Source organism: Pseudomonas sp. TH10 (assembly GCF_016651255.1).
Classification (GTDB): Bacteria; Pseudomonadota; Gammaproteobacteria; order Pseudomonadales; family Pseudomonadaceae; genus Aquipseudomonas.
In genome coordinates this window covers 1-14784 of sequence record NZ_JAEKEG010000033.1, presented here as the reverse complement: position 1 = coordinate 14784, position 14784 = coordinate 1, and the positions used below count along the sequence as shown (strand labels likewise).

The window sequence follows — 14784 nt, the reverse complement described above, 5'->3', positions numbered from 1 at the left end:
CGAATTTGCTTGCAAGCGCTGTTCCGACAGCGACCTCGGCAAAATCGATCCAGACCTGAGCCGATCAGCGGGCACAAAAAGCCCCGTTTTCGAGGCGGGGCCTGATGGGTCTATCAGTAGTGCGGGCGGCCGTAATAACCACGGGGCGGGCCGTAATAGCCGCGCGGTGGACCGTAGTAGCCGCGGGGTGGACCGTAGTACACCGGCGCTGGCTGATAGTAGACCGGCTGTTGAACGTAGACCGGCGCTGGCTGGTAGTAGACCGGTGGCGGCGGTTGTTGCACATAAACCGGTGGTGGTGCGGCATACACGGGCGCCTGTTGCACATAGACAGGGCGGTCCTGGTTGATAAGCGCCGAACCGATAATGGCCGAGCCGACGATCGCGCCAAACACCGCAGGGCCTTGCCAATAGTTGCCGCCATGGGCTTCTGCTTGCCCTGCGACAGCGAATGCACCAATCAGCAGGGCCACGATAGGGAGTTTACGAATCATGATAAGTCCTCGGTTCTTCGACCCGGCGGCAGGGCCTGCACCAGGCCCACAGTTGTCGCGGGGATACTTCTATGACAGCGAAATTCTGAAATTCAGCACAGCCGCTGGGTAAATTTTGTGTAAGGTCTGTACCGGCTTGCCGACGGTCCCGTTCCCAAGCGAACGCTGACCTTTATGATCGAACAGAACAGGATGGAATGGCCAATCCCGTCCATCTGAAAGTGCACTTGATGGAGATTTTTTCATGCAGATGAACCCCAACCGAGATACCCAGCTGTGCATGTCCCTTTCGGGGCGTCCGGGGAATTTTGGCCTGCGCTTTCACAATCATCTGTACGAGCAGTTGGGCCTGAATTTTTACTACAAGGCGTTCAGCAGCCAGGACTTGCCTGGTGCGGTGGGCGGCATTCGCGCGTTGGGCATCCGTGGCTGCGGGGTGTCGATGCCGTTCAAGGAGGCCTGCATCGCCCTGGTCGATGAGCTGGACGCATCGGCTGCGGCCATCCAGTCGATCAATACCATCGTCAACACCGATGGCCACCTCAAGGCTTACAACACCGATTACATCGCCATTGCGCAGCTGCTTGAAACTCATCAGGTGCCCAAGGATTCAACCTTCGCCCTGCGCGGAAGCGGCGGCATGGCCAAGGCGGTGGCGAGTGCGCTGCGCGATGGCGGTTACGGCAATGGCCTGATCGTCGCCCGCAACGAACAGGCCGGGCGCGCCCTGGCCACTTCGCTGGGCTATGAATGGCAAGCAGAGCTGGGAAATGAGCGGGCACAGATGCTGATCAACGTCACGCCGATCGGCATGACTGGTGGGCCGGAAGCGGAGCAGTTGGCCTTTGCGGCAGATGCGATTGAAAAAGCGCAAACAATCTTCGATGTGGTGGCAATCCCCTCGGAAACGCCGCTGATCGTGCGCGGACGTGCCGAGGGCAAGCGAGTGATCACAGGGCTTGAAGTGATCGCCATCCAGGCGCTGGAGCAGTTCGTGCTATACACCGGCGTGCGGCCGACGGATGAGCAGTTTCGCCTGGCGGTAGAGTTCGCACGCAGCTGACGTGCCCGCGCGGGGGCGTCATCCACCTATTGATAGGGTGCAATGCGCCCTACATGGAAAACGCATCTTCCGTGTTGTTCAAGTCAGGGGAACGCATTTTCCGGGTGTTCAAGTCAGGAAATACATTCGTCAGGTTATTCGAGGCGGGCCAAGCGCTCTTCCAGCGCTGCAATCCGCGCCTCAAGCTCTTCGATCCGCTCGACTGAAACGCCACCGCTCGAGCCGCGTTCCGCAGGGTTATGCCGTGCGGCCAGAATCGCCTCGATATCCGCCGGATCGCCCAGCGCGTGGGTGTAACGGTCTTCGCGCTGGCCGGCCTGACGCGGGATCAACACGGCCAGGCCGCGCGCAATCAAACGCTCAAGCTGATGCATCACCTGCTCGGCATCTTCGAAGTCGTGCATGCGCCCACTGCGGGTCAGCAGTTCATTGATGGTTTGCGGGCCGCGCAAAAACAGCAATCCCGTCAGAATCACCTGCGCCGGTACCAGTTCCAGCGCTTTGTCGACCTTGTGCTCCCAACGATCGGCGCGACTGCCCATGACCAGCTTGGCGAAACCGCGGCCTTCCAGCGCTCGCAGGCTCTGACCGACCTGACCCTGAGTCAGGTTCATCACCGGCTCGCGGCTGGTTTTCTGGTTACAGGCCGTCACCAGCGCATTGAGCGTCAGCGGATAGGTTTCCGGGCTGGTCGCCTGCTTCTCGATCAGCGAACCGAGAATGCGGATTTCCGTGGCGTTGAGCCGTGGCTCATCGAAGGTGGATTCTTGTTCGGTGGTCATTTTTTTCTATCCCTAATTGGCAGTCGGGTCGGCAACCACGACTCATCCCCATATCAATCGAGCCGGGAATCTTGCGCTAAAGAGACTATCCCGAATCTGCGGCAGTGGCCAATGGACACGCATGCATGCACATCAGCGTGTCGATCCGTTCCAAGGCTATAATCGCCCCCACGTTCCACCCAGCCACTACACGAGACTGCCATGACCATTTCCCTGTACGCCGCATCCGTCCCGGTTTTTCAACAAATGCTCAACGCGCTGAGCGATGTCCTGAAAAAGGCTGAAGCCCACGCCACCGAGAAAAACATCGACCCGAACGCCTTCCTGCAAGCCCGCCTGTACCCGGACATGTTCCCGCTGGTGCGTCAGGTGCAGATCGCGGTCGACTTCGCCAAAGGCGTTTCCGCGCGTCTGGCTGAAATCGAATTGCCGAAATACGACGACACAGAAACCACCTTCGCTGACCTGCAAGCGTTGATCGCCAAGGTCTTGGCCTTCATCGGCGAGATCAAGCCAGAGCAGATCAATGGCAAGGAAGGCATCGAAATCGTTACTCGTCCGGGCACCCCGAAAGAGAAGCGCTTCAGCGGTCAGGCTTACCTGTTGACCTACGGTCTGCCGCAGTTCTTCTTCCACGTCACCACCACTTACGCGCTGCTGCGTCATAACGGTGTTGAAGTGGGCAAACGCGATTACATGGGCGCGTTCTAAAACTTCCGGCAACAAAAAAGCCCGCCAAGGTTTGCGCCTTGGCGGGCTTTTTGTTGCTTTTGTGCAGGAGCGAGCCTGCTCGCGATCGCGGTGTGTCAGCCAGCGGGTACTTGTCTGACATTCCGCAATCGCGAGCAGGCTCACTCCTACAGGGTCACGCGGTGCGTTGGGCTTTCTCTTCTTCACCCAGGCAGGCCGCGGCGGTAAACAGCACGTCGGTGGAGGAGTTCAGCGCCGTTTCTGCCGAATCCTGCAACACACCAATGATGAAACCGACCGCCACCACCTGCATGGCAATCTCGCTCGGAATGCCGAACAGGCTGCATGCCAACGGGATCAGCAGCAGCGAGCCACCGGCCACACCGGAAGCGCCACAGGCGCAAATCGCTGCGACCAAGCTGAGCAGGATCGCCGTTGGAATATCCACGGCAATGCCCAAAGTGTGCACGGCCGCCAGTGTCAGCACAGTAATGGTGATCGCCGCGCCAGCCATATTGATGGTTGCGCCCAGCGGGATCGATACCGAATAGGTGTCTTCATGCAGGCCCAGGCGCTTGCTCAATTCCAGGTTGACCGGAATGTTCGCCGCCGAACTGCGGGTGAAAAACGCGGTAATGCCGCTTTCCCGCAGGCACATCAGCACCAGCGGGTAAGGGTTGCGACGCAGTTTCCAGAACACGATCAATGGGTTCATCACCAGCGCCACGAACAGCATACAGCCGAGCAACACGGCCAGCAGGTGCGCATAACCGATCAGCGCGCCGAAGCCGGAGGTCGCCAGGGTCGAGGCCACGAGGCCGAAAATCCCCAGCGGGGCGAAGCGGATCACCATGCGCACGATCAGGGTCACGCCGTTGGACAGGTCGCCCAGTACTTCGCGTGTGGTGTCGCCCGCATGGCGGATGGCCACGCCCATGCCGATTGCCCACGCCAGAATACCGATGAAGTTGGCGTTCATCAGCGCGCTGACAGGGTTGTCCACCACACTTAACAGCAGGCTCTGCAATACCTCGCCGATGCCGCCAGGTGCCGTTACAGCCACGTCCTGGGTGGAGAGCACCAGGCTCGACGGGAACATCATGCTGGCAACGACCGCGACCACCGCCGCAGCGAATGTGCCCAGCAGGTACAGGAACAGGATCGGCCGGATGTGAGTCTCCTGGCCGTGCTTGTGATTGGCGATCGACGCCATGACCAGCACGAACACCAGGATCGGCGCGACTGCTTTCAGCGCCGAGACGAATACCTTGCCGATGAATGCAGTGGACTTCGCCACGTCCGGCGCGAGCAGCGCCAGGGCAATGCCGGCGATCAGGCCGATGATGATTTGGGTAACCAGGCCGGTGCTTTTCAGGCGGTGCAGCAGGGAAGGGGATGAAGGGGTCATAAAGCGGGCATCTCTGATTTTTTTAGGTGCGGGCTAGCCGACGAACAGGGTGTGCATATCGCGGGGCGCGGACTTTATCACAGCGTAGGCCTTATCCTTCAGGCCTGTGACGATTGGCCGCCGGGTTGTTCAACCGGTTTTGCAGGTTCGTGCATCCCGGTGCGCAAACACTTCTGGTAGGATGGCCGATCCTCATTTTCAAGTTCTGCCAGCGGGCCTCCGGGTCATCGCTGGTGTCGTCGTTTTGTTGGAGTTTCCCATGCTGTTGCCCATCCTTCTGTTGTCCGCCGCCGGCTTCACGGTGCTGACTACGGAATTCGTCATCGTCGGCCTGCTGCCGGCGATTGCCCGAGACCTCGAAGTGACCATCCCGCAAGCCGGGCTGCTGGTGACTCTATTCGCTTTTACGGTGGCCATGTTCGGTCCATTCTTGACCGCGTATTTCGCCCGTTTCGAGCGACGCAAGCTGTTCATCAGCATCCTGATCATGTTCGGTCTGGCCAATACCGTGGCGGCGCTGGCGCCGAATATCTGGGTGATGGCGTTTGCCCGGTTGATCCCGGCGCTGGGGTTGCCCGTGTTCTGGGCCTTGGCCAGCGAGACGGCTGTGGACATTGTCGGCCCGGATTTCGCCGGTCGCGCGATCGCCAAGATCGGCTTCGGCATTGTCTGCGCGACGGTGTTCGGCATTCCGGTCGGCACGCTGATTTCCGATGCGTTCGGCTGGCGCAGTGCTTTCGGCATTCTGGCGGTGATCGCGTTCGCCAAGGCCTTGCTGCTGTTTGTTTATTTGCCGAAGACCAACCTGCATCAGCACCAAGTCAGTTTCCGCTCGCAATTCAAGATCCTGCGCAGCCCGTTGATGATCGGCCATGTGCTGTTGTCGATCCTGGTGTTCAGCGGCATGTTTACCGCCTACACCTATCTGGCGGATATCCTCGAGCGGCTTGCCGGTTTCAACGGCACCCTGGTCGGCTGGTGCCTGATGGGCTTTGGTGCGGTCGGCCTGATCGGTAACTCCCTGGGCGGCCGTGCCGTGGATCGCCATCCGCTGATTGCTTCGGTGATGTTTTGCGCATTCATGATTGCCGGCATGGTGACGCTGGTGCCGAACATTCATTCGACCCTGGGCCTGGCGGCGGCGATGGGGATCTGGGGCGTGACCCAGGCTGCGTTGTTCCTGGTCAGCCACGTTCGGCTCATGAAGGCCGCCCCCGAAGCGCCAGCGTTTGCCGCGTCGCTGAACATTGCCGGGGCCAACCTCGGCATCGGCCTGGGCGCCATGGTAGGTGGTCGCGTGATCGACAGCGTTGGCCTGCAAGGCCTCGGGTTCGCCGGGGCGGCGTTTATCCTTGCCTCGATCCTGCTGGCCATCGCCCTGATGACCTTCAAACCCAGGGAAGTTTGCGCCTGAGGGGTTAAACCCCGGGAAACAGCTCGCGTCGGGCGCCTTCGGTAATCGCAACGATACCGGGGTGCTTGACCTTGCGCTCCACCGAGATGGCGTAGAACGACTCGGTGACCGCGTCCGTCTGGCCGATCACCTCCACGCCATATTGGCGTCTGACTTCATCGGCGATCACGCTGGGGCCGATGAAAATCCCGCTGCCGGATTGCCCGAAGGCCTGCATCAGCGCGCTGTCATCGAACTCGCCGACAATTCTTGGCTGTATCTGCTGCTCGGCGAACCAGCGCTGCAAGCGACTGCGCACCACGGTTTCCGGCCCGGGAATCAGTAGCGGGGCACCGTGAAGGCTGCGGGGAAAATCCTGGCCGTATAGCGCCGCCAATTGCGCAGTGGCGAAGAAACTGATGCCGCACTCCCCGAGTTTCTGGCTGTAGCCCTTGATGTCGAGGTGCGAAGGCATGGGGCTGTCGGAGATCACCAGGTCCAGGCGCTGGATCGCCAGATCCGCCAGTAACCGTTCAAGTTTGTCCTCGCGGCAGGTAATGCGCAGCGGCTCGTTCAGTTCCATGGTCGGCGCGATCAGGCGATAGACGATGGACTTGGGCACCACATCGGCAACACCGACGCGAAACAGGATCTGCTGTTCGTTGGGCTGGGCGCGCAGCATCAGCTCCAGTTCGCCCCCAGCTGGAACATTTGCTCGACGAATGGCAGGGTCTGGCGCCCGGCTTCGGTCAGCTCCAGCTGCCGGCCGACGCGCTGGAACAGTTCGATCCCATAGGTTTGTTCCAGCAGCGAGATCTGCCCGCTGATGGTCTGCGGCGTCAGGTTGAGCTGTTCGCAGGCGCGCACAATGCTGCCGGTTTTGGCCACGACCCAGAAATAGTGAAGCTGGCGATAATTGAGCATGTTGATCAACAGTTCGTAAAAATCGAAGTATAGCCGCTAAAAATACGAATTTTCCTGAAGTGTTTGCTTGCCTAGAATGCCCAGCCATCGACGGCCGGTCTGCTGACCCTGTCTGTTCTATCAAGGAAGCATCATGAAACTTAAAACCACGGCACTATTGCTGATTACGTCTTTACTGGTTCTGACAGGTTGCGATCAGGCTGAAAAAAGCGCCCAGCAGTTGATGGGCAAGGCGGCGGAAAGCGCCAAGCAAGCCATCGACGATACCCACAAAGCTGCCGAGCAGGCGCTCAGCGACGCCACCGGCGGGTTGATCGAGAAAAAACAAACGCCGGAAAAAGACGCGGAACAATCCGAATCTTCCTCCAAAACCATCTAAATCGTCTTACACAGAGTCAGGACTGACCCATGGAATATCTGTTAGAACTCGCCGCCAGCCCTGCTGCCTGGGTTGCATTGGCCACATTGGTGGTGATGGAAATCGTGCTCGGCATCGACAACCTGATCTTTATCTCGATCCTGACCAACAAACTGCCTGAGCAGCATCGGCAGAAGGCCCGTCGCATCGGTATCGGCATGGCGCTGATCCTGCGTCTGGCGCTGTTGAGCACCATTGCCTTCATCGTGCAGTTGACCGCGCCGGTGATCGAGATCCTGGGGCAGGCTTTCTCGTGGAAGGACATGATTCTGATCGCCGGTGGTCTGTTCCTGGTCTGGAAAGCCACGACCGAGATCCACCACAGCATGGATCCGTCGCCGGATGATCCGAAGACCGCGACGTCGACCGTGACCCTGGGCTTCGCCGCCGCTATCGGTCAGATCCTGTTGCTCGACATGGTGTTCTCGATCGACAGCATCATCACCGCTGTCGGCATGACCGAACACTTGCCGATCATGGTGATTGCAGTCGTGGTGTCGGTATTGGTGATGCTGTTTGCCGCTGAGCCGCTGGCCAAGTTCATCAACGACAACCCGACGGTAGTGATGCTGGCACTGGGCTTCCTGATCATGATCGGCATGACGCTGATCGCCGAGGGCTTTGGTGCCCACGTGCCGAAAGGCTATGTATATGCGGCCATGGCGTTCTCGGCCGGTATCGAGGTGCTGAACATGCTGTCGCGTCGTGCCAGGCAGAAGCGTGCGACTGCTGAAGCTTGACGCTGACTGAAAACGCAACGGCCGCCTGGTCACCAGGCGGCCGTTTTTGTTTGTTTAACCCTGGCCAGTCAGTGCGCAGATACGGTTTTGCGGGGCTGCGCCAGGGGTGCAGGTTGCACCGGGTGATGGTGGCGGCGGGAAATGCGCAGCACGCCCCACAGCATGGCGGTGGCCACGGCCAGCCATCCGGCAATCAGCATTACGATAGTCATGGTCAGGCTCATCAGTGCCTCCTCTTTGCCCTGCTGCGGGCAACCACTCTTGCTAAATGACAGTCTAGCCGTTGCCATGTTGCAGGCTATTGACCAAAGGTCGCCTGTCACCAACCAGTTCGCTCTATCGAAGCGCCGCTACTGGCACTTGAGGCTATACCCTGGCTGCCTGTCGCCCTATGATCGACGACCTGGCCGGTCGATCGATTGCCGGCATTTGAACAAGAGAGATGATGGTACGGGTATTTCCTCGAATTATGGCTGCAGCGCTGTTCGCCTGGAGCCTTGCGAGCCTGACTGGCTGCGCCGGCAGCGTCTCGCCGCAAATCAAACGGCTGCCGGAACGGGTCGAGCTCAGTGGCACCTTCTATCGCGGGCAGACCCATCAAAGCGGTCCGCAGGTGCTGGCCAGCCTGCTGTCGCAACAGGGCATCGCGATCACGCCCGGTTTGCTCGACAAGCCGCTGCGTCTGCCGGCAGCCGAGGCTCAGCTGCAGCAGAACATGGTCAACCTTGCCCGGGAATATGGCCTGGTGGTCTACCCCCTGGACGACGATCTGCCAGCATTGCTCACCCAGGTGGCCGCCGGTTATCCGGTGATGGTGCGGTTCAACGAAGGCTCGGCGTTCTGGGCTGGGCCGCGCTACGCCATTCTGTCCGGCTACAACACCCAGAAGCAGACCGTTCTGTTGCGCGCCGGGATGGATCGCCGGACCCTGATGAGCTTCAGTTCATTCGAGTCGGCGTTCAAGGACGGCGGCGGCTGGGCGGTACTGCTTCAGAAGCCGGAGCAGATCCCTGCCGATGTTGATCAGCAACGCTGGCTGAAGGCCGCGAACGATCTGGCCCAGGCCGGTCAGGAGCAAGCTGCCGCGCGGGCGAAGAGGGCGCTGGGCTCTCAGTAGTCCGTTCGTCATCTGCCGGGCACCGTCGCGCGTCGCAAGCCTCTGAAGTACAAGGCCCGGGTTTTCCGGGCCAGACCAAGGAGGCGCCCATGGCACATTCAAATACTCCCGCCGGCCCGCATTCATCGGAGCATTCGTCCGGTGATGACCTGGGTTTTGATCCTGATTCGCCTGACGCTGCAGACCCGCAAGTCGATCCCGTCGGGCCCGCCATCGCGCCACTGGACAAGGATCCGAACAAGAACGAGAAGGCACCGGCCAAGCCTTACGACCCGCTAAGTGACCTCAAACCCTGATTTTCTGTGAGGTGCGTATGTCTACCGATTCGAGTTTCAATGACAAGCGTCCGGACAGTGTCCCGACTACGCCTGAGGACGATATAGACCCCGTCCTCGATCCGGACAGTCCACTGCGCGATCCAATGGCGCGTCCGCTGGTGACGCCGGCCGAGCACCACAGGGATCCAAGTGCGGGAGATGGCATTCCGGATGATGACCAGATGCCGCTGCCGAACGACTGATGGCAGGCAGTAAAAGCCCCGGACGATCGGGGCTTTTTTGCGGCTGCGTTTACTTCGAGGCTTCAACCACGCCGCTCTGGCGCGACTTGAGGTTTTTCTCCGCTTTATATTGCTGAGCTACCGCTGGAACGCTGGCGCTCTTGCCGGTTTCCATCCAGCTGCGGATACGGCTGGCGTCGGCAAAATGGGTGTATTTGCCGAACGCATCAAGTATTACCAGCGCAACAGGGCGGTTGCCCATTCGGGTCACCAGTACCAGGCAATGTCCGGCGGGATTGGTGAAGCCGGTTTTGGTGATCTTGATGTCCCAGTCGGCTTTATTGACCAAGTGATCGGTATTGCGAAAACCCAGGGTGTAACTGGGTTTACGGAAAGACACGGTCTTTTCCTTGGTGGTGGTGAGTTCGCTGAGGATTGGATATTTGTTCGCGGCCACCAGCAGTTTGCTCAGGTCGCGGGCGGTGGAAACGTTGCGCTCCGACAGACCGGTGGGTTCGACGTAGTGCGTGTTGGTCATGCCGAGCGCCTTGGCCTTGGCGTTCATTGCCGCGATGAAGGCGGCATAACCGCCCGGATAGTGATGCGCGAGGCTGGCGGCGGCACGGTTTTCCGAGGACATCAGAGCAATCAGCAGCATCTCGCGGCGCGGCAGTTCACTTTTCAGTTTGACTCGAGAGAACACACCCTTCATTTCCGGGGTGTGGCTGATATCGACATCGATCCATTCATCCATGTTCTGTCGGGCTTCAACCACTACCAAGCCTGTCATCAGCTTGCTGACGGAAGCGATCGGTACGATCACGTCAGGGTTGCTGGAGTAGATGACTTTGTTGGTCTGCATGTCCATCAGCAACGCGCTGCCGGAGGCGATCTTCAGTTGTGTGGCATCCCGAGGCGCCGAGGTGGTTTCGGCGGCGTTGACCGATGGCGTGATGAATGTCCCTGCAAATGCAAAAAACAGGCTCAGAATCGAAAGACGAATTTTCACGCTGGCAGACTCATAAGAGGTGGATAAGCCGTTTTGTAACGGGTTATTTCTTAAAAGCGGCGCATTTTAGGAGTATGGCTGAAGAACTGTCGATGGTTGATCAAATAACAGGTCAAAGTCCTTGAAAAGACGTACAAAACAGCGGGTTTCCGGCGAATGGTAGGTTGGGTTCGGCGAATACAAAAAACCCCGCCATTGGCGGGGTTTGTTGGCTCAGCGTGCAAGGCACACAATGCCATCAGACGTGCAGGGTTTCTGCCGCGTAGAGGGTGTTTTCCAGCAGGCAGGCGCGGGTCATCGGACCAACACCGCCGGGCACTGGCGTAATCCAGCCAGCGCGGGGCAGGGCGGTTTCGTAGACAACGTCACCAACCAGTTTGCCGTCGTCCTGACGGTTGATGCCGACGTCGATGACGATTGCGCCTTCCTTGATCCATTCGCCCTTGACCAGGCCCGGCTTGCCGGCAGCCACGACCACCAGGTCGGCACGGCCAACATGGCCGGCGAGATCCTTGGTGAAGCGGTGGGTTACGGTCACGGTGCAACCGGCCAGCAGCAGTTCCATCGCCATCGGACGACCAACGATGTTGGAGGCGCCGACGACCACTGCGTCCAGTCCATAAAGGTCGACGCCGGTGCTTTCCAGCAAGGTCATGATGCCCTTGGGTGTGCACGGGCGCAGCAGCGGGATGCGCTGGGCAAGGCGGCCGACGTTGTAAGGGTGAAATCCGTCAACGTCCTTGTCCGGGCGAATGCGTTCCAGCAGCTTGGAAGCGTCCAGGTGTTCCGGCAGGGGCAGTTGAAGCAGGACGCCGTCGATTGCCGGGTCGTCGTTGAGGCGATCGATCAGCTGGGTGAGTGCTTCCTGGGTGGTTTCTGAAGGCAGGTCATAAGCTTGGGACAGGAAGCCGACCTCTTCACAGTCTTTACGCTTGTGCGAGACATAAACCTGAGAGGCAGGATCGCTGCCGATCAGGATCACCGCAAGACCGGGAGTGCGCAGGCCTTGCTGGCGACGCTCGGTGACGCGTTTGGCGATCTGCTGGCGCAGGCTGGCGGCGATCGATTTGCCGTCGATTAGTTGTGCAGTCATTGCGCGTGATTAACCATCGAGAGGGGAAAAAAGAGAACGCATTCTCGCATGTCATGCGGTGAGGGCAAAGGCGCTTGGTCTGCAAATTCCTCTAACCCCTTTAATTAAATGAATTTTTTTCAAAAAAGATTTGACGACCTTGGGAGCCCTCTATACTATTCGTCGCACTTGTCGGGCACAGCCTAGCACTGGTTAAGAAGGTCAAGCAGGATTACGATTCTGCGAAGGCTGGAAGCACTTAGTTTGTAGTCCTTTAAGAGTACAGATTAATAAGGCGCCCGTAGCTCAGCTGGATAGAGCATCCGCCTTCTAAGCGGATGGTCGCAGGTTCGAGTCCTGCCGGGTGCGCCATTAGGCAGCTTTGGCACAAGTAACGCGATATGGTGGGCGTAGCTCAGTTGGTAGAGCACGGGATTGTGACTCCCGTTGTCGTGGGTTCGATCCCCATCGTCCACCCCATATTTCGAAAGGCGCCAGATTTAACAGTCTGGCGCCTTTTTTGTTTTAGGGGTTTCAAAAGTCGGCGTCGCCGTCTTTAGGTCGCAGGGGCAGGGCGCTTCGTCGTATTTATGTTGCTCGATGATGCCGTGCTGCCCGCCGGGCTTGCTTGCAGGTCCGGCCGTCAGGGAGTGATTGGCAGTCCCTTCTATATATAGAAGAGGTTGGCGCAGAGCCCTGGCGTGATTGGTTGTATTCGCCTGTGGGGCGCGCTGCAATCGTGCATCGGTCCCTATAAATTGCCTGCTGTTTTTTTACCCGTTTTCAGTAGGGTGACTTCTTGAGTTTGACCCACTAGAATGCATGCCCTTGATTCTGGGGTCGGAAACGGCCGGCTAACGTCTGTGCAACGAGGAATATCCATGCAAGTTTCTGTTGAAAATACTACTGCTCTTGAGCGCCGCATGAGCGTCACCGTGCCGGCTGAGCGCATTGAGAGCCAGGTCAACAAGCGTCTGCAGCAGACTGCCCAAAAGGCCAAGATTGCTGGCTTCCGTCCAGGCAAAGTGCCAATGAGCGAAATCAAGCGCCGTTTCGGTGCTGACGCTCGTCAGGAAGCTGTAGGCGACGTGATCCAGTCCTCCTTCTACGAAGCTGTGGTTGAGCAGAAGCTGAACCCGGCGGGTTCGCCTTCGATCGAGCCTAAGTCGCTCGAAGCTGGCAAAGACCTGGAATACGTTGCTGTATTCGAAGTGTTCCCTGAGTTCACCGTTGCCGGTTTCGAAGGCATCACCGTTGAGCGCCTGAGCGCTGACGTGGCTGACGCTGACCTGGACAAAATGCTCGACATCCTGCGCAAGCAGAACACCCGTTTTGAAGTGACCGATCGCGCCGCTCAGAACGAAGACCAACTGAACATCGATTTCGTTGGCAAGGTTGATGGCGAAGTGTTCGCTGGCGGTTCCGCCAAGGGTACTCAGCTGGTGCTGGGTTCCGGCCGCATGATCCCTGGCTTTGAAGAAGGCCTGGTCGGCGCCAAGGCTGGCGAAGAACGCGTTCTGAACCTGACCTTCCCAGAGGACTATCAGAACCTGGACCTGGCTGGCAAAACCGCCGAGTTCACCGTGACCGTCAACACTGTATCCGAGCCTAAGCTGCCTGAGCTGAACGAAGAGTTCTTCGCTCAATTCGGCATCAAGGAAAGCGGCATCGACGGTTTCCGCACCGAAGTTCGCAAGAACATGGAGCGTGAACTGCGTCAGGCGATCAAATCCAAGGTCAAAAATCAGGTAATGGACGGTCTGCTGGCCACCAACCCGATCGAAGTGCCTAAGGCTCTGCTGTCCAACGAAGTTGACCGTCTGCGCGTGCAGGCTGTTCAGCAGTTCGGCGGCAACATCAAGCCTGACCAACTGCCGGCCGAGCTGTTCGAAGAGCAAGCCAAGCGCCGCGTTGTGCTGGGTCTGATCGTGGCTGAAGTGGTCAAGCAGTTCGACCTGAAGCCTGACGAAGCTCGCGTTCGCGAAATGATTCAGGAAATGGCTTCGGCTTACCAGGAGCCTGAGCAGGTTGTGTCGTGGTACTACAAGAACGAGCAGCAACTGAACGAAGTTCGTTCGGTTGTGCTGGAAGAACAAGTTGTGGATACTGTTCTGCAGAAAGCTAGCGTGACCGACAAGTCGGTCTCTTACGAAGAAGCTGTCAAGCCGGTAGAAGCTCCAAAAGCCGACTGATTGTTTTTGCGTTAAGAAGTACACACATAAGCCAGCCTTCGAGCTGGCTTATGCGTATTCAAGACATAACTATTTGGGAGTGACTGCAGAGCATGTTCCGTAATTCGTATATTCAGCAGAACTCTGATATCCAGGCCGCAGGCGGCCTGGTCCCGATGGTTGTCGAGCAATCTGCTCGTGGCGAACGCGCCTATGACATCTACTCGCGCCTGCTCAAGGAGCGAGTGATCTTTCTGGTTGGTCCGGTAGAGGACTACATGGCCAACCTGATCTGTGCGCAACTGCTGTTCCTTGAAGCGGAAAACCCGGACAAGGACATCCATCTCTATATCAACTCCCCGGGCGGTTCGGTGACGGCTGGCATGTCGATCTACGACACCATGCAGTTCATCAAACCCAACGTATCGACCACTTGCATCGGCCAGGCCTGCAGCATGGGCGCGTTCCTGCTGACCGCAGGCGCTCCAGGCAAACGTTTCTGCCTGCCGAACTCGCGTGTGATGATTCACCAGCCACTGGGCGGTTTCCAGGGCCAGGCTTCGGACATCGAAATCCATGCCAAGGAAATCCTGTTCATTCGCGAGCGTCTCAATACGCTGATGGCCAAGCACAGCGGGCACACACTTGAAGAAATCGAGCGCGATACCAATCGCGACAACTTCATGAGCGCCGAAGCTGCGAAGGAATACGGCTTGATCGATGAAGTGATCAACCAGCGCCCCGCTTAAAATAAGCAGCTCAAAATAGGCTTGGTCGGCGAGTCTGTTCGCCAGCGGGCTTGAAAAAGCCCGCAATAGCCTTCATCTTGTGTTGCAAGCCTATCGGATTTGGATCGAACGAATGACTGACACCCGCAACGGCGAGGACAACGGCAAGCTGCTCTATTGCTCCTTCTGTGGCAAAAGCCAGCATGAAGTGCGCAAATTGATTGCCGGCCCCTCGGTCTTTATCTGCGACGAGTGCGTCGACCTGTGCAATGACAT

The 14784-nt window shown here is 58.5% G+C and carries 17 protein-coding genes, 2 tRNA genes and 1 pseudogene; 13 read left to right on the top strand and 7 right to left on the bottom strand.

The genetic code is table 11. The annotated features are described in order from the left end of the window. Window positions 1–113 precede the first annotated feature (113 nt). Window positions 114–494 (bottom strand): hypothetical protein, encoded by a 381-nt coding sequence (locus tag JFT80_RS04835; protein ID WP_201147107.1) that lies wholly within the window; start codon window positions 492–494, stop codon window positions 114–116. Between the two features lie 244 nt (window positions 495–738). Here JFT80_RS04835 and JFT80_RS04830 point away from each other — a divergent pair, with 244 nt between their 5' ends. After that, complete coding sequence (locus JFT80_RS04830) at window positions 739–1557, top strand: shikimate 5-dehydrogenase (protein ID WP_122839357.1); 819 nt, start codon at window positions 739–741, stop codon at window positions 1555–1557. 134 nt (window positions 1558–1691) lie between these two features. On the opposite strand, the gene JFT80_RS04825 is transcribed toward JFT80_RS04830, so the two are convergent. Further along, complete coding sequence (locus JFT80_RS04825) at window positions 1692–2339, bottom strand: YceH family protein (RefSeq protein ID WP_201147106.1); 648 nt, start codon at window positions 2337–2339, stop codon at window positions 1692–1694. A gap of 201 nt (window positions 2340–2540) precedes the next feature. On the opposite strand from JFT80_RS04825, the gene JFT80_RS04820 reads away from it, so the two are divergent. Continuing rightward, a complete protein-coding gene (locus JFT80_RS04820; RefSeq protein WP_201147105.1) occupies window positions 2541–3050 on the top strand; it encodes a DUF1993 family protein in 510 nt (169 codons plus the stop codon). A gap of 154 nt (window positions 3051–3204) precedes the next feature. Here JFT80_RS04820 and sstT read toward each other — a convergent pair whose 3' ends face one another. Then, the gene (gene sstT / locus JFT80_RS04815) at window positions 3205–4437 is read right to left on the bottom strand and encodes a serine/threonine transporter SstT (protein ID WP_201147104.1); all 1233 of its coding nucleotides are present in this window, start codon (window positions 4435–4437) and stop codon (window positions 3205–3207) included. 259 nt (window positions 4438–4696) lie between these two features. Here sstT and JFT80_RS04810 point away from each other — a divergent pair, with 259 nt between their 5' ends. Beyond that, on the top strand, window positions 4697–5851 hold the full coding sequence (locus JFT80_RS04810) for an MFS transporter (RefSeq protein ID WP_201147103.1): 1155 nt from the start codon (window positions 4697–4699) through the stop codon (window positions 5849–5851). 4 nt (window positions 5852–5855) lie between these two features. On the opposite strand, the pseudogene nhaR reads toward JFT80_RS04810, so the two are convergent. Further along, window positions 5856–6754 (bottom strand): annotated as a pseudogene (nhaR, locus tag JFT80_RS04805) (transcriptional activator NhaR). Window positions 6755–6887: 133 nt separating this feature from the next. Here nhaR and JFT80_RS04800 point away from each other — a divergent pair. Then, window positions 6888–7133 carry a hypothetical protein gene (locus JFT80_RS04800; RefSeq protein WP_201147102.1) on the top strand — a complete coding sequence of 82 codons (246 nt, stop codon included), beginning with the start codon at window positions 6888–6890 and terminating at the stop codon, window positions 7131–7133. Window positions 7134–7162: 29 nt separating this feature from the next. Continuing rightward, a complete protein-coding gene (locus tag JFT80_RS04795) occupies window positions 7163–7912 on the top strand; it encodes a TerC family protein (RefSeq protein ID WP_201147101.1) in 750 nt (249 codons plus the stop codon). Between the two features lie 68 nt (window positions 7913–7980). Here the strand turns inward: JFT80_RS04795 and JFT80_RS04790 are convergent, their stop codons facing one another. Beyond that, window positions 7981–8136 (bottom strand): hypothetical protein, encoded by a 156-nt coding sequence (locus tag JFT80_RS04790; protein WP_201147100.1) that lies wholly within the window; start codon window positions 8134–8136, stop codon window positions 7981–7983. A gap of 221 nt (window positions 8137–8357) precedes the next feature. Here JFT80_RS04790 and JFT80_RS04785 point away from each other — a divergent pair, with 221 nt between their 5' ends. The 3 genes from JFT80_RS04785 (at window position 8358) to JFT80_RS04775 (ending at window position 9549) form a co-directional block, all read left to right on the top strand. Next, window positions 8358–9029, top strand: a complete 672-nt coding sequence (locus tag JFT80_RS04785) for a peptidase C39 family protein (RefSeq protein ID WP_201147136.1) — start codon at window positions 8358–8360, stop codon at window positions 9027–9029. 89 nt (window positions 9030–9118) lie between these two features. After that, window positions 9119–9325 (top strand): DUF6021 family protein, encoded by a 207-nt coding sequence (locus tag JFT80_RS04780; RefSeq protein ID WP_122839351.1) that lies wholly within the window; start codon window positions 9119–9121, stop codon window positions 9323–9325. 17 nt (window positions 9326–9342) lie between these two features. Then, complete coding sequence (locus JFT80_RS04775) at window positions 9343–9549, top strand: hypothetical protein (RefSeq protein ID WP_122839350.1); 207 nt, start codon at window positions 9343–9345, stop codon at window positions 9547–9549. A 49-nt stretch (window positions 9550–9598) separates the two neighbouring features. On the opposite strand, the gene pbpG is transcribed toward JFT80_RS04775, so the two are convergent. Next, window positions 9599–10537, bottom strand: coding sequence for a D-alanyl-D-alanine endopeptidase (gene pbpG / locus JFT80_RS04770; RefSeq protein WP_201147099.1), 939 nt, complete (start codon window positions 10535–10537; stop codon window positions 9599–9601). Between the two features lie 238 nt (window positions 10538–10775). Further along, complete coding sequence (gene folD / locus JFT80_RS04765; RefSeq protein ID WP_201147098.1) at window positions 10776–11630, bottom strand: bifunctional methylenetetrahydrofolate dehydrogenase/methenyltetrahydrofolate cyclohydrolase FolD; 855 nt, start codon at window positions 11628–11630, stop codon at window positions 10776–10778. Window positions 11631–11904: 274 nt separating this feature from the next. On the opposite strand from folD, the gene JFT80_RS04760 reads away from it, so the two are divergent. The 5 genes from JFT80_RS04760 to JFT80_RS04740 form a co-directional block, all read left to right on the top strand. Next, window positions 11905–11981: transfer RNA gene (locus JFT80_RS04760), tRNA-Arg, on the top strand. 32 nt (window positions 11982–12013) lie between these two features. Beyond that, a tRNA-His gene (locus JFT80_RS04755) sits at window positions 12014–12089 on the top strand. A 401-nt stretch (window positions 12090–12490) separates the two neighbouring features. Next, window positions 12491–13801 (top strand): trigger factor, encoded by a 1311-nt coding sequence (gene tig / locus JFT80_RS04750; protein ID WP_201147097.1) that lies wholly within the window; start codon window positions 12491–12493, stop codon window positions 13799–13801. Window positions 13802–13893: 92 nt separating this feature from the next. Continuing rightward, window positions 13894–14529 (top strand): ATP-dependent Clp endopeptidase proteolytic subunit ClpP, encoded by a 636-nt coding sequence (gene clpP / locus JFT80_RS04745; protein ID WP_150712569.1) that lies wholly within the window; start codon window positions 13894–13896, stop codon window positions 14527–14529. 112 nt (window positions 14530–14641) lie between these two features. Next, window positions 14642–14784 (top strand): ClpX C4-type zinc finger protein (locus JFT80_RS04740; protein WP_274610160.1); only part of this gene is annotated, 143 nt, incomplete at its 3' end.

What these genes read in the sequence shown, in the direction of transcription:
- JFT80_RS04790 (WP_201147100.1), bottom strand. Translation starts at nt 8,136, where the DNA reads ATGAGCCTGACCATGACTATCGTAATGCTGATTGCCGGATGGCTGGCC.
- JFT80_RS04810 (WP_201147103.1), top strand. Translation starts at nt 4,697, where the DNA reads ATGCTGTTGCCCATCCTTCTGTTGTCCGCCGCCGGCTTCACGGTGCTG.
- JFT80_RS04830 (WP_122839357.1), top strand. Translation starts at nt 739, where the DNA reads ATGCAGATGAACCCCAACCGAGATACCCAGCTGTGCATGTCCCTTTCG.
- tig (WP_201147097.1), top strand. Translation starts at nt 12,491, where the DNA reads ATGCAAGTTTCTGTTGAAAATACTACTGCTCTTGAGCGCCGCATGAGC.
- JFT80_RS04775 (WP_122839350.1), top strand. Translation starts at nt 9,343, where the DNA reads ATGTCTACCGATTCGAGTTTCAATGACAAGCGTCCGGACAGTGTCCCG.
- JFT80_RS04835 (WP_201147107.1), bottom strand. Translation starts at nt 494, where the DNA reads ATGATTCGTAAACTCCCTATCGTGGCCCTGCTGATTGGTGCATTCGCT.
- JFT80_RS04795 (WP_201147101.1), top strand. Translation starts at nt 7,163, where the DNA reads ATGGAATATCTGTTAGAACTCGCCGCCAGCCCTGCTGCCTGGGTTGCA.
- JFT80_RS04785 (WP_201147136.1), top strand. Translation starts at nt 8,358, where the DNA reads ATGGTACGGGTATTTCCTCGAATTATGGCTGCAGCGCTGTTCGCCTGG.
- folD (WP_201147098.1), bottom strand. Translation starts at nt 11,630, where the DNA reads ATGACTGCACAACTAATCGACGGCAAATCGATCGCCGCCAGCCTGCGC.
- JFT80_RS04820 (WP_201147105.1), top strand. Translation starts at nt 2,541, where the DNA reads ATGACCATTTCCCTGTACGCCGCATCCGTCCCGGTTTTTCAACAAATG.
- sstT (WP_201147104.1), bottom strand. Translation starts at nt 4,437, where the DNA reads ATGACCCCTTCATCCCCTTCCCTGCTGCACCGCCTGAAAAGCACCGGC.
- clpP (WP_150712569.1), top strand. Translation starts at nt 13,894, where the DNA reads ATGTTCCGTAATTCGTATATTCAGCAGAACTCTGATATCCAGGCCGCA.
- JFT80_RS04800 (WP_201147102.1), top strand. Translation starts at nt 6,888, where the DNA reads ATGAAACTTAAAACCACGGCACTATTGCTGATTACGTCTTTACTGGTT.
- JFT80_RS04780 (WP_122839351.1), top strand. Translation starts at nt 9,119, where the DNA reads ATGGCACATTCAAATACTCCCGCCGGCCCGCATTCATCGGAGCATTCG.
- JFT80_RS04825 (WP_201147106.1), bottom strand. Translation starts at nt 2,339, where the DNA reads ATGACCACCGAACAAGAATCCACCTTCGATGAGCCACGGCTCAACGCC.